The sequence below is a fragment of the Moraxella caviae genome, from assembly GCF_002014985.1.
Lineage (GTDB): Bacteria > Pseudomonadota > Gammaproteobacteria > Pseudomonadales > Moraxellaceae > Moraxella > Moraxella caviae.
This window is the reverse complement of the sequence record NZ_MUXU01000099.1, coordinates 1-13821: the sequence shown is the minus strand read 5'-3', so window position 1 is coordinate 13821 and position 13821 is coordinate 1. Positions and strand designations below refer to the sequence as shown.

The 13821-nt window shown below is 38.4% G+C and carries 15 protein-coding genes; 3 read left to right on the top strand and 12 right to left on the bottom strand.

The window, feature by feature from the left end:
• The 4 genes from B0181_RS11525 to B0181_RS11510 all read right to left on the bottom strand — a co-directional run.
• A partial coding sequence (locus tag B0181_RS11525) for an IS1595 family transposase (protein WP_143821559.1) occupies positions 1-395 on the bottom strand: 395 nt, incomplete at its 3' end.
• Between the two features lie 86 nt (positions 396-481).
• Complete coding sequence (gene arsB / locus B0181_RS11520; RefSeq protein ID WP_047977622.1) at positions 482-1498, bottom strand: ACR3 family arsenite efflux transporter; 1017 nt, start codon at positions 1496-1498, stop codon at positions 482-484.
• Between the two features lie 3 nt (positions 1499-1501).
• On the bottom strand, positions 1502-1906 hold the full coding sequence (arsC, locus tag B0181_RS11515) for an arsenate reductase (glutaredoxin) (RefSeq protein ID WP_047977621.1): 405 nt from the start codon (positions 1904-1906) through the stop codon (positions 1502-1504).
• Positions 1907-1970: 64 nt separating this feature from the next.
• The gene (locus tag B0181_RS11510) at positions 1971-2273 is read right to left on the bottom strand and encodes an ArsR/SmtB family transcription factor (protein ID WP_014550505.1); all 303 of its coding nucleotides are present in this window, start codon (positions 2271-2273) and stop codon (positions 1971-1973) included.
• A gap of 125 nt (positions 2274-2398) precedes the next feature.
• On the opposite strand from B0181_RS11510, the gene B0181_RS11505 reads away from it, so the two are divergent.
• On the top strand, positions 2399-2695 hold the full coding sequence (locus tag B0181_RS11505; RefSeq protein WP_016533797.1) for a LysR family transcriptional regulator: 297 nt from the start codon (positions 2399-2401) through the stop codon (positions 2693-2695).
• A gap of 245 nt (positions 2696-2940) precedes the next feature.
• Here B0181_RS11505 and B0181_RS11500 read toward each other — a convergent pair whose 3' ends face one another.
• The 8 genes from B0181_RS11500 to B0181_RS11465 all read right to left on the bottom strand — a co-directional run bounded on the left by B0181_RS11500 (position 2941) and on the right by B0181_RS11465 (position 11652).
• Positions 2941-3351, bottom strand: coding sequence for a hypothetical protein (locus B0181_RS11500; protein ID WP_010907416.1), 411 nt, complete (start codon positions 3349-3351; stop codon positions 2941-2943).
• Position 3352: 1 nt separating this feature from the next.
• Entirely contained in the window at positions 3353-5389 is a 2037-nt protein-coding gene (locus tag B0181_RS11495) for an integrase (protein ID WP_010907417.1), read from the bottom strand.
• A gap of 121 nt (positions 5390-5510) precedes the next feature.
• Positions 5511-6911, bottom strand: a complete 1401-nt coding sequence (locus B0181_RS11490) for a site-specific integrase (RefSeq protein WP_211276088.1) — start codon at positions 6909-6911, stop codon at positions 5511-5513.
• The gene (locus B0181_RS11485) at positions 6898-7854 is read right to left on the bottom strand and encodes a site-specific integrase (RefSeq protein WP_211276087.1); all 957 of its coding nucleotides are present in this window, start codon (positions 7852-7854) and stop codon (positions 6898-6900) included. Before B0181_RS11485 ends, B0181_RS11490 begins: the two co-directional genes overlap by 14 nt.
• 472 nt (positions 7855-8326) lie before the next feature.
• Positions 8327-8776 carry a single-stranded DNA-binding protein gene (locus tag B0181_RS11480; protein ID WP_078277628.1) on the bottom strand — a complete coding sequence of 150 codons (450 nt, stop codon included), beginning with the start codon at positions 8774-8776 and terminating at the stop codon, positions 8327-8329.
• Between the two features lie 11 nt (positions 8777-8787).
• Complete coding sequence (locus B0181_RS11475; RefSeq protein WP_078277627.1) at positions 8788-9204, bottom strand: hypothetical protein; 417 nt, start codon at positions 9202-9204, stop codon at positions 8788-8790.
• Positions 9205-9444: 240 nt separating this feature from the next.
• A complete protein-coding gene (locus B0181_RS11470; protein WP_078277626.1) occupies positions 9445-10575 on the bottom strand; it encodes a RecT family recombinase in 1131 nt (376 codons plus the stop codon).
• An 87-nt stretch (positions 10576-10662) separates the two neighbouring features.
• Positions 10663-11652, bottom strand: coding sequence for a YqaJ viral recombinase family nuclease (locus tag B0181_RS11465; RefSeq protein ID WP_078277625.1), 990 nt, complete (start codon positions 11650-11652; stop codon positions 10663-10665).
• 278 nt (positions 11653-11930) lie between these two features.
• Here B0181_RS11465 and B0181_RS11460 point away from each other — a divergent pair, with 278 nt between their 5' ends.
• Positions 11931-13532, top strand: a complete 1602-nt coding sequence (locus B0181_RS11460; protein ID WP_078277624.1) for a UvrD-helicase domain-containing protein — start codon at positions 11931-11933, stop codon at positions 13530-13532.
• Positions 13533-13594: 62 nt separating this feature from the next.
• Positions 13595-13792 carry a hypothetical protein gene (locus B0181_RS11455; RefSeq protein WP_143821610.1) on the top strand — a complete coding sequence of 66 codons (198 nt, stop codon included), beginning with the start codon at positions 13595-13597 and terminating at the stop codon, positions 13790-13792.
• Positions 13793-13821: the final 29 nt, after the last annotated feature.

Below are 13821 nucleotides of genomic sequence, written 5' to 3'. Positions count from 1 at the left end.
TCTGTGTAGACAATGCTATCAGGCTTGATTTTACTTGTGATAATTGGCATTAGTGTATTTGTCTTAGTATCTTTAACAACAACAGTGTAAACTTTATCATTGCGTTTTAATAAACCAAATACAGCAGTCTTGCCAGCTGCACCACGACCACGTTTGCCTTTACGAATACCGCCGAAGTAACTTTCATCAAGCTCTACTTCACCGTCAAAAACAGTGTTGGCTTCAAGAGCTAAGTGATATTCTATCACAAGGCGGATTTTGTGGTAAAAAAGGGCTGCTGAATTAGGGTGAATACCCAGTAAATCAGCTGCACTTCTAGCAGTAACTTCGAGTACAAAAAATTCAAGCAGTCTTTTTTGAACTTTTTTACTTAGTTTACAATGGGTTATCTTCATAAAACTAGTATAACATGGTTGTTATTCTAGTACAGCCCCTTTTATTTTTAAATTTTGCAAAATAACTTTCAGGCTGCCTGAAAAACCTACACCCCTTTATTCCCCAGCGATTTTCGGTTTATCCACCACACCAGTGAGAGCATCACAGGCACTTCCACCAGCACACCGACCACCGTTGCCAATGCCGCCCCAGAATGCAAACCGAACAAAGAAATTGCCACCGCCACCGCCAATTCAAAAAAATTACTCGTGCCAATCAAGCACGCAGGGGCGGAAATTTCGTGTGGTAATTTGAGCCATTTTGCCAAAACGTGAGCCAAGGCAAAAATGCCGTAAGTCTGTGCCAGCAGGGGAATAGCAATCAGCAGAATAATCAAAGGGTTGGCAATAATGGTTTGGGCTTGAAAGGCGAATAGCAACACCACCGTCAAAATCAAGCCCATCACGGAAAAGGGTTTTAGGCTGCCTGAAAATTGTGCCACCGATTTACCCGATTTTTGTAAATAAGAGCGGGTAAGCCAGCCTGCCAGCAAGGGCAACAGCACATACAAAACCGTGCTTAAAATCAAGGTATTCCACGGAATTTCTATGTCGCTTACGCCGAGCAATACGCCTGCAATCGGAGCATACGCCACAATCATAATCAAATCATTGACCGAAACCTGCACCAAAGTGTAATTGGGGTCGCCTTTGACCAGTTGCGACCACACAAACACCATTGCCGTACACGGTGCCACACCCAGCAAAATCATGCCGGCAATGTATTCTTGTGCCGACTGTGCGTCCACCCAACCTGCAAAAAACACCCGAAAAAACAACCAGCCGAACACCGCCATCGTAAACGGCTTGACCAACCAGTTGATAAATAAGGTTAAAAATAAGCCCTTTGGTTTTTTGCCCACGTCTTTGATTGCCGACCAATCAATCTGAATCATCATCGGATAAATCATCAGCCAAATCAGTATCGCCACAGGCAAATTCACATGAGCCACTTCCAAAGATGCAACCCATTGAAATACATTGGGCAACCAAACACCCAAAACCACGCCCAGCACAATCGCCAACGCCACCCAAAGGCTTAAAAAACGTTCAAACAACCCCATGATTTACTCCTTATGATTAATAATTTCGCCGTCTTCTTTGACAAACGGGATCGCAAAAGGCGGTAAAAATGCCAAAACTGTTTCGGACGGACGGCATAATTTCACGCCTTTTTCGCTCACCACAATCGGACGATTGATTAAAATCGGTTCACGAAGCATGGCGGAAATGAGTTCGTCATCGCTTAACTTTTCGTTTTGCAAACCAAGCGTTTCATACGGCACTACATTCGTCCTAAGTAACTGGCGAGGCGTGATGCCCATGCGTTTGATTAAATTACGCAAAGTCGTTTCACTTGGCGGATTTTTCAAATATTCAATCACTTGTGGCTCAATACCAGCGTGGCGGATGAGTGCCAGCACATTGCGTGAAGTACCGCAGTTTGGGTTGTGATAAATGGTAATGTTCATAGTTACTCCAATCTTTCAAGAAATATAGAAATATTTGGCAATAATTTTTCAGGCTGCCTGAAAATCACTGGCAAGATTCGCCTGTTTGAGAACAGCAGTTTTGGGTCAGAAAATGGGTCAATGCCATCATCAAATCCAGCTCGGCAAAATAACGCATGTGCCGTCCTTCCTGCACCACACGCACAAGCCCCGAATGCAACAGGCTTTTTAGATGAAAAGACACATTATTCGGGGCAAGGTTAAGCTGTTTTGCCAAGTCGCCAGCAATCATGCCAGTACTGCCTGCGGCGGTAAGTTGTTGAAAAATCGCCAGTCTTATCGGAGAAGACAGGCTCTCAAAGAGTTTGCTTGCTTGTATCGTATTCATAGGCGTAATTATAACAAGAAATTTCAATATTTCAAGTATGATTGAAATGTTTTTTTAATTGTCCGAAGCCACCTTTCCAAATCCAAAAACCCACTTCCCATTTTTCGCTATTCTTAAGCCATAGCATGAAAAATTTAGAGACACGGCTAAACCTACGACTATTCAACCGTACAACACGCAATGTATCGCTAACCGAAGCGGGACAACAGTTTTTTGAACAGCTTTTGCCGCTTTATCAAGCCATAAACCAAGAAGTCGATGCATTAAATGATTTTTTGAATACGCCATCGGGATTGATTCGCATCAACGCCCCGGCGATGGCAGCGGAAGCCGTGTTGTATCCAAAATTAAAGCCGATTTTGAACCAATACCCGAAAACCCGCTTGGAAATCGTGGTGGACGATCGTTGGCAGATATTGTGAAAGAAGGGGTTGATATGGGCGTGCACCTAGGCAACGACGTGGCGTAGTTCAGTACAATAGTGTTTGACGCGCCATTAAACTGCTGTATCTCTCCGGCCAGAAGAAGTAGATGTTGACGAAAATTGTTTTCTACTCTACCCATCAAGAAGTTTAATAGGTGTGAAGAGATTGTCTGAAAATTGATTTTCAGACAATCTTTTGTAGAGACTACTATAGTAAAAATAATTTACCTTACATCCTATAAATTACCTACGTTGACGGTTAACTGCAATAAGAGGCTTATTTAAAGTAACTTGGGTCATACCATGCATATATGCATTATATTGCCATACAATAAATTGCTGTTTATATCGCTCATTAATTTCTTCCAAACGTTGTACTTGAGCTTTTAAATTCTTAACTTGCTTTTGCAGATAATCCACAGTTACATTTGGTATAGGATTAGCTTTTGCTCTTTCTTTTATTTTTTGTTTTCGTCTAGTAAAGGCTGTTTGAATATCTGAATAATTTGCAAGAGACTGTCTCTCAATACTTTTAACATTCAGTAGTTCTGCCACTTTATGACAGAGTAAATCCCATGTTAATTTACCCTCCCAAGTATTAATCAACATGATTATATCTTCTAAATTTTCTTCTGTAATAAGAATTTTAGGCATACTATAACTCCATTAGTCTATATAAATCATCGTCTAACTTAGCTGTTTCTTTCTTCTGTATATCTAGATCCATTCCTCTTTCCAACAAAGCTAATTTAATAGGGGAAGGATCATACTCATCAGGCATCCTTAATAAGGAACCATTTGGGATGCTCTCATTTTCTAAGAATTTAATTTTAGTTTTTATGTGAGTTAGTCTCCATCCTAAATTACTTATCCAGCGATCTGCACCAAAAACACCTATTTTATGGTGTTCTTTAGCTTTATTAAATTGTTCGGTTATCTGGGCTTCACGCACCTTTAAGATTTCTAAGGAGTGCTCTAAACCTTTAATACAAACAAGCTCTTTACATGTTTCACAATCTCCATGACGAGAACATGGAGACATTGCATAATCATGTTCACAGATCCCTATTTCTGTTACCGTTGCGATTCCAATTCTATCTTTCCCTAAGTCTTCATAGGTAATAGGAAGATTCAAATGAATTTTATCTAAGATAGAAATATCTTCGGGAATGAGTAAATTCCTAACTGATTCACTTTTTTCTTCTTCTGTTCTGTGATCATAAGCCTTGTTATCTGCAACTCTTGCTCGTCCTGCCCAATTAGCTAAAGTTAACTCATCCATTCCTCCTCGTTCAGCTTTTGTACTTAACCAATGTCTTGCATTGTGTGATGGTAATCTTATGAATTCTCCTTTGGATGTGCCTATACAATGTTTTTCCCATAATGATGTTTTAGGACGAGTTTCAGAATAGCAAAACCTATCATTAATTTGATTCACCGTTGGTAACACAAAAGAAAAACTTTTAGGGGAAAAGTCATCATGAAATTCATTTTCTCTAAATAATAATAAAGCTTCAGAAACCTTAACATTTTTATGTTTATCAACATAAGGCCAATTATGAAATTTTGATGTATATTTTTTATATAAAAATTTTCCTAACACCTCATAAGTTATAATTCCATCATTTTCACTTATTAAATTTTTAAACCATTTAGTATTAGTGCTATTTTTGTCAATATCTAGCACTTCAAAAATTTCACTTTTAGTTAAAGGCTTTTGGTATAAAGAACGGGATGGCGCAGCCTCTTTATTGGATAACATCAATATATTAGGATTTTCTTCTGCAAATTTAGCAACTCCTCTTGCTAGGGTGCCTATATTTGTTAAGCGTTTAACGGCTTCAACAACAATATCTTGCATACAGCTAGGAACCCATTTTAATCCCACTTTACCATTTTTTGCGGGTATCCATCGAATACCTAATTGCTTATTTCCTAAGCTATCATTCTCCCATTCTAAGCAATTAACAGATAACGACATTAACTCAGAACAACGAGATGGAGCAACCATAAGTAGAGCCATAACAGCTGTGTAATATTCAGTTTCTTTGTCTAAATTGGGGGCATCATGAAAGAGTTTAGCTACCAACATCATTTCTTCATCAGTTGGCATTTTACTGGAGCGGTATTCTTTTCCTTTTTCATCCAGTAATATAGTCAAATCTCTAGGGCGTTTGTAAGGACTTTTCCATAAAGGTAGTTGAGGTGTAATTTGATTTTCTCTACAAAAATCAAATAATTTTTGAATTTGATAACCTAATTTATTGACTGATTCCGTACCTTTTTTATATTTTTTTGATACGATATTTTCTACTTCATGAATAACTAAATAATCAAGCTGAAGTATGTCAGCTTTTCCTTTAATATTGTAGAGAGCCATTTCAACTATACGTAAAGATTCAGTATGTCGGGCTAAATTCCGAATAGGATTTAGAGAATAAGTATAACGAATATAGGCTTTGGCAAACTCAATGAATGGTGCAGCTAATGGCTCATATTTATAAGCTGTAGATTTAATTCTTTCTGTGGAAAAACGAACCTGAACTGGATAAATGCTGAATGTTGTTTTCCATTGGTTGTTTTCCCAGCAATCATTTCCAAAGGTAGTAAGCTGATTTTTACTGAAATTAATAAATTGCTCTAAATTAGATTTAGGATTATTATCTTGTGGAGTAAAAATTAGATTATTCATAATTAGTGGCTCCCAATAGTTCTTTTCAATCATTGCAAGCTTGAACAACATACTCAACAGCTAAAATAATACGATCTTTGGATGATGCATAATCTATGCTTTTGGTTTGTTTTAAACGTTCTTACTTTTCCTCATACAACTTATTTAAGATTTGTTGATGAGGACCATCAACGAGCGGTCTAAACTTAGGACATAAATAACAAGTTTCATAGCCAGTTATACAAAAATCATTTGTACCACAAGCACCTATTGTATCTATTCCGTTATTGGTTATTAAAGATGTTGGATCGTGCCCCCTCTCGCTTTCATTTAAGTTAGAAATAATTCTACCTGTAAATGCTTGAGCTAGTTTTCCCATTTCAGCACCCATAACACGATCAATGTATTGCACTGTATCAGCTGTATTTTCAGTATAAACTTTAACGTTTTGTGTATCTGTATGATCTAGGAGCTCTGCTATAATCGTTGCCCCAACCCCTTTTCTTCCTAGATTTGTTCCTCTAGTATGGCGAAAACGTCTTGCTGTTACATGAATAATTTCACCTGTTCGTTCTGAAATTGCTTTTTGGTGAATACAGAATTTTCGTAATGCGTATAGCTCCAACGAAGAAGCAGAATAATGAAAAATATCTTTGTTTAATAATGAAAGATCAAAATTCCTATTTTTGATATTCTTCTTTAAACAATTCCAATCAATAAACATTGGTAATTTCATTTTATAACTAGAAATAAAGGTTTCATCAACCAGACTAAGCAATTTCTTATATTGATATTCCATAAAGTTTAGGAGAATTAAATATAAGTCCTCTGTGATAGCAAGCTTTTTAAACGTTTCTCTAAATAGCCCTCCTCTTTTTTTTGCACTAGGGATATTTAGAAAATAATTCCATGTTCCTTGAGAGATTTCCTTTCTTAGGTCTTCAAATTTTAAATGGCGTATTTGAATGGGTCTTCTAGCTGTAGATTGAAGTAAGTGAATATATGCATATGTTTCAAATGAAATAAGATCTTCTCTCCAAAGTCTAGCAAGTTCAGCCATTAAAGCCAAAATTTCATTTTCGGTAAATGCTCCTGTATAAGGGCATCTCATTAATACCGATTTACCTTTATCATTTCCACTTAACGTAAAGCTTTCTAGCAATGACACAACAGATTTATCAACTCCATAATAGCCATACTCATGCCATGACAGTAAAAAACCCTTTAATGCTCCTAAATACCATTCATGCTCTTTTCCTAGTTTATTTTTCCAATCCAAGATTATTGGCACATTAATTATTTCTAAGTTAGTTGAAATTACTAATCGTTGAAACTGTTGATACATGTGAGATACGTGATAACTTGAGTATTTTTCGGCATATATTGCTAATGTTTTTCTAAAACCGTCTAATGTTTTTTTATTTATATTTAATATATGTTGAGAAAAGTTAATGGTTTTGTCTTTACTTATACGCCAAAAGTTTTCATTTTCATCAAATGCATACCCATCTCTTGACTGTCTAAGAAGTTTATTCTGATTCATAATTATCAACCTTTTTTTGAAACTCAATCTGAAGATCTAATAATATCTTGTTAGCTTTTTCTCTTATATAACGTTGATTATAAATATTTCCTGATTTCTCGGATGTATGTCCCATAAGATGTTGTCTCATCTTTGCTTCTTTTTCGGAAGAAATAAAATCTTTATGAGAAAAATCATGATTTATATTTTGATTATTTTTATCCACCTTTCGTGAAAAATCTAAGTTCCATTCATGACGAAAAATATGCGGATGAATAATAGAAAATTTAGGATCTATCTTTTTCATTGTTGGTACAATAACGTTATCAAAAGAACTGGTACTAATTGGGTTTCCTTGCGTTTTTCCTTTTCGATGGGTTACAAATAAATATGGATGTTTATTAGCGTTAGGAATCTTAGAGCGATAGTTCATAATATAGTCATTGATAAGTTGAGCTATATTTTGTGAAATAGGAAGTCGCCTTTCTTTCGTTTTACTTACAGCTTGCTTCTTCCTTGTGTCAAATTTATCATCATGCGTTCGTCTAATTGTAATTGAGGATTTAGCTGTCCCTATATCAATAAATGGGATTTGAATTGATAATAGCTCTCCTCTTCTAATCCCTAATTCCTTTAATAAGATAAACATCAAATGGTTTCTTTTTCTAATTCCAATATCTTGAAATGGATTATTAGGATTAGAAAAGTTCGCAATAGACATAAACTCATCTAACAATCCATCAGGTAGCTCACTTTCTGGTTTGATAGATAATGTTTTATGATTTTTAGGTCTTAACTCTTTAATTAAAGTAATTAGTTTCGTCAATTTTTCAATATATTCATTAGATACATTAATTACTTTAGATAGAAATAATATGTATTCTGAAAGCGTTGTTAGTCTATTATATTGATGACTAAGAGATACGGCAGAATAAATATCAATAAATTGAGTCCTACCTTTCATTAACACACTTTTTTTGTATTGATTACATTCTTTCGCTTTTTTACATTTATTCTCATATGTTGGATAAGAGATTCTAATTGGTTTTCTGTTAAGAGTACTTTGTTATGAATTAGATCACTAATAACAAGATTATTCTGTTTTTCCCAATTCATTATCCACTGTATAGTTCCCAGCTTATTTCTAATTGTGTTTACTGCGGATTGATTACGTAGTTCTACAGTTACCCATAAGGTTGAATAAAAATCAGGAATACCAGTTTTAACATTAACCAATATAGGAAAACGTTCTCCATTTGAAAAAAGGACTGTTTCTAATCTATGCATATTCATTTAATTTACAAAAATATCATATATAAATACTATCAAATTAAAGATATTGTGTCAAAATTAATGTAAAAAAAGAGAAGTCTTATTTTATAAGGCTTCTCTCTGGTTTCTACGATGTATTTTTACATAATTTCTGTATATGGAATTCAAAATGGAATATCGCTGTCGTCTAGGTAGTTTTGTACTACGTTGTCGTTCAGTGGGGCGCTTGCATACGCTTCAGGCGTAGGTGCGTCTGCTTTTTTATCCGCTGGCTTGCCTTTGTCGGTGCGCGGCATAAGAGTTAGGTTATTAACGCTAATATCAGTGTTGTAGCGTTTCTCACCTGCGTCGGTTTCCCAGCTTCTGTAATAAATGCTGCCAGAAACCAAAAGCAGGTCGCCTTTTTTGACGTATTTTTCAACAGTTTCTGCACGTCTGTTGTATGTGATACATTGGTGCCAGTCGGTCTGTTCTTTGCGCTCACCAGTGTTTTTATCCGTCCATACGCGGTTTGTTGCTAATGAAAATGTAGCGAATTTAACACCATTCTTGGTGGTGTGGATTTGCGGTTCTTGACCTACACGGCCCATCAGTGTTACTTGATTAAAAGACATAGTCGTTTCCTTTATGTGGCTGATTGATTTGATGTGTCTATGGTAGCCTGATAAATGTCACCCAAAAACATAAGATTTCCCAAATCCCTAAAGCTGTTAAGCTCTTGTATGCTTCTATAGAGCGCGTATGCAAAAAAGACAGTGGCTAAGAGAAGGGCACCAACTATTAGATTGTTTGGTGAAGTTAGGCTGATATTGATTAAGCCACCTAAATAGTGCATACATAGCACCAATAACACATAACAAAAAATTAAGAGAATTTTGTAAACTCTTATCATGTTATTAAACGTACGTTTTTGCTCATGTATTTCTTTTTCAGTGGCTTGCTTTTTATAGCCAAACGCACTGATGGTTCGCAAGATGAACGCTTCTTGTTTAGCGTACGCTTCTAAGAAAAGCTCGTCGTTTTTTGCGTCTGTTCTCTTCATATTGATTTATACTTAAGCCAATCTAAACAAATAATAAAGACTTATTTATGAAATTCAATAGTTTTTGAAGAAAAAATTGACAAAACAACAAAAAATGAGTGCCACAGTCTCGCCATGTGGCGCGCGGGTGTGATTTTGTGCTACATAACCGCCACTACCTCAAGAGAATAAAAAGCAATGGCGGCCGCCTACTATTTGAGTGCTGCATCACAGCCAAACATCACTCAAACGTTTTACTGGTTAGCCAGCGATTCCTTCTAATGTTTGCAACATCGCTTGTACTTCGTCTTGGCTAAATAGGTGCTGGTTGTCAAACAATGCTTGGCGCACGTCGCCTACGTTGTCTGCGTTTGCTTCACTTACTTTAGCAATCAAATCAAACATGGTTTTTTTGTTTGAATATTGCACACGCAAATCTTCTTCGGTAGCGTCATCAATAAATCCATCGCTGACACAGCTACGAATACGCAAACCAACTTCTTTAAGCTCACTTGGACTGGTAGCGTTTTCAATGCGCTCTTGTAGTGCTTCTACGCCTTCAAAATAGGCAGTATCGTCTGCTGGGTTGGGCTCTACCGTTTCTGGCTCTGCTTTCTTAGCAGGTGTTTTACGCTCTTGCAGACGCTGCTTTAAACCTGCAACACCAGATGACTTCTTGGCTGGTTGCGGGGTTTCATTTACCACCTTCATTTCACGATTTTCCAGCTCGTCTGGTGTATATACGCCAAGCAAGACTTCTGGAACATGCAGGCGTGCCCAGCGTTTAGCCGCAAGGTATGCAAGCTGCTGACGTGGGTCGGATACCCACAGTGGTGAGTTGCGTGTTTCTGCTTGCGCCAAGAGTAGGGTCAGTTCTCTTGGTTGGGTTTCGCCTTTGAGCGTTGCTGACACAGTTACACCGACTTGTGTTTCTAGTGATTTATCCCAGTCTTGATGGCTGATTGCTCTTCCTGATTTGCTCTCGCTCTTTTTTGTTTTACCAAGCAGGTTATCCCATGGCCCAAACCATTCATACTGCAAATTGCTTTCAACAGGCGCTCGTGTATTCACTACTGCGTTTACCAGCTGCGCTTCATACGCCAATATACCATTGTCGTTAATCATGAAGGTTTTTTGAGCAACAGCGAAAGGGTCCATGCCCCAGCGCAAGGCTTGTCCAATCACTGCAAAGCAGTTGCCCGGCAAGCCGTGAAAATGCTTTGGTACTACCGCTTTGGCTGTTGCCATGATTTCAGACAAGTGCATGACACGATTAAACATTTCTGCATCAAACAACAATAGATTATCTGGTGTTTTCACATAGCCGATGTCTTGTGATGGGCTTGTGGCCAAGTCTGTGTTCATGCTTAGGTCTGTGTTTTGGGTGTTCATAACTGTTTCCTTTTTATTTGATTTTTTAAATAGGGTGGTGCGCTACCAAGAGTAACTAGGAGCATGCGGTAACGCACCAAAACTTTTTTAGGCTGCCACTCGCAATACACGGCTTTGTGATTGTTTCATGTACTGCGCTACAATCTCTGGCATATCCTTTTTAAGCTTCGTGCTGTCCAAGCGATTTGATACTTGGTTTTTGTATGTCATAATGCTTTTGCCGTCCAGCACTAGGCTTTCTTTGTCTTTGAACAGTAGGGCGATTTCGTTTTTCGCTTCATCAAGCTTGCTGTTCAAATCTTTTTCAGCATCTTTTAAGTCAAGAAATTTGCTGACAATTTCAATGGCTTGTTCATCTTCGCTGATGTCAATGCTCGTTCCCGGCTCTGCTTTTTTGTACTTGTGGCGGATATTCTTAATTGATGTTGGGTCGGGGCAAATGCCGTTTTCCAAATCAAGCCAGAAATCACGGGCGGCTTCAATCATCTGTGTGAACAATTCTGCATCAAAGTCGATTGTGTATTGCTGATATTTGTTGCCGCCAATGAGCACCGCCAAATCGCATTTAGGGGTTTTTGTGATACCCATGTACCATTGGCACTGTAATAGGTAGTGGTCTGGAACCACGTCTGTGTTTTCATCACCCCAGTTGTTTGACAAATAAGCCGATGAAGTTTTGATTTCAAGCAGGCGGTCGGTTGATAGGGTGCTGTCTGCTGATACACGCACAGAACCGCTGATTTCTGGATTGACAACCGCTCTATCAATGTTAGCAATGGCAAACGGATATTCTGGTGAACGAATGATGTAATTTACACGCTGCACTTTAACGTCATTGCGCTTTGCGTATTCTTTGGCAACCACGTCTTCTAGTACGTTTCCCCAGTAGGCGGCTTCGTTTATTTCTTGCTCACCATCAATGTTTACAACCTTATCAAGATAGATGTCATAGGCTGTTTTGTAGGGTGATACACCCATAATGGCGGCAATATCACTACCACCGATACCTGTTTGGCGTGCTTTTAGCCAATCAGTGTGAGTCATCTCTTTTGTAGGGGTTTGAAGTGTATGTAGCATTTTGTTCACCTTAAACGGTTGGTTGGTTAAGTTAATCTTTTGTCTTGCGACAGATGTATTATGCGACAGACAAGGCTTAAAAAGAAAAACATATAATCCAAACCCCTTGCGCAGGCGTTAGCCATCGCTCGTTTTCTATGGCTACTTTGTCTATCACTAGGATTGCAACAACTTACCAGCCAGTTTCTCAGTTGATTTCCAACCAAAAATAGCCTACAATGTTAAGATAACCTTAATTATATATTTATATTAACTATTTTTCAAGGACTTTCGAACCGATGAGTTATCCTCCGACCGCAGAACAAGAAGTCGCCATTCGTTTGGCAAAAGAAGGCAAAACCATGAAGCTTTTGGCATTCGCAGGCGCGGGCAAAACATCAACACTGGTATTTGTGGCTAATGCGCTTAAAGATTTGGGAAAAGAAGGGGTTTATTTAGCTTTTAACAAAGCCATTGCGACTGAAGCGCAAAGAAAAATGCCTAAAAATGTCAAAGCCAAAACGTTTCATTCGCTTGCTTTGGCAAGTGCGCCAGAGCATGTGCGCAGAAGATTGGCAGAAGACTTTGCCATTTGGGACTTTGTGGATATGTTTAAAATTGAAGATATTTTAATGAACGTTATGCAAACTGGCATAGATGTGCAGGGCGACCATGTTGTAAAAACTCAAAAGAAAGGGCGCGATATTATCAGTGCCGCGCAGCAAAAGAATATTGTTGATAACGCGTTATTGCTGTTTTATAAAGAAGAAGTTGATGAGCCGCAGCTTGAGCATGTCGTTAGTGCCATTAATGACTATTTAACACTGTCAGACGATGATGTAAGAGTACTTGCTAAAGAGCTGTATCCAATCGTGATTGACATGTGGCGTGATTTCATCAATCCAGAAGGCAAGATTGGCTTGGCAGGGCGGCATGATGTGTATTTGAAGCTCTGGGCGTTATCAAAACCACAAATTGACACAGATTTTATCTTGTTTGATGAAGCGCAAGACGCTGATCCTATCATGTCCACGATTTTGGCCAATCAAAAGGCGCAGGTGATTTATGTAGGCGACCCATACCAGCAGATTTACTCATTTCGTGGTGCGCAAAATGTCATGCAAAACTTAGATGCGCCACAAGCAGAACTGACGCAATCGTTTCGTTTTGGGCAGGAACTTGCAACGTGCTGTCAGCCAATTTTGAATGCGCTAGGGTGTAAGTCGCGCATTTATGGTTTGCCAACAAAACCAACCAAGATTATCGATGGCAATCCGCAGGCATTGTCGCAGATTGACGCTATTTTGACACGCTCTAATGCTGAAGCGGTGAATGTGGTGATTGACATAGTCAATAAACGCAAAGATGGATATGATGTGCCTGCTGTATTGCCACAAAACATCTCATTTAAAGAAACCAAGCAGATGATGTTTGCTTTGATGCAGCTGCGTAAAGATGGCAAATCAGATCATGCTAAGCTAAAAGGCTTTCGTGAGTTTAAAGATGTGATTGACTACGCCAATGCTTGCCCAATGGACAGTGAAATATCAGGATATGTGCGTATGTTCCAAAACATTGGCTTTAGCAACGTATTAGAAGCCATCACCAATGTTGAGAATATTGACCCTAACCAGCATAAAGGACCAATCATTACGACCATGCACCGCTCAAAAGGGCTAGAATGGGACAATGTGGTGCTCTCTAATGACGTGCTTGACAGTTTTATGGACGAAGATGGTGGTGTGAAAGAAGAGCTTGACCCTGAAGAGCTGCGTTTGCTATACGTTGGCATGACGCGCGCTCAAAAGAAGCTGTATTTGAACAATGTGGGTGGTTTTTTGCAGTTGCTGGCGCAGCAGACGGGTGAAAAGCCGCTGGTGTTTGAGCGTGATGCTGCGTAGTTGAAAATTGTTGGGCGGTCGGATAGAATGGTTGTTATATGTTTACCGCTGGAGAGCACACGATGACCGATCACAACCAAGTTTCGCTAAATAAAACCATTGTTGATTTTTTGAATACAGCTTTTGATCATCGGATGGAGAAACTTTTTGATTCTGATGAGGAATTGCATGAGCGTCAAGTTACCGATGCGATAGGCTGCTATCCAGTGATTGGAGGGGGCGATCGTTGTAAAGTAGATGTTATGTTAAACGTTATTTAACATAACGTGCATTATGCGAAGTTTAACTA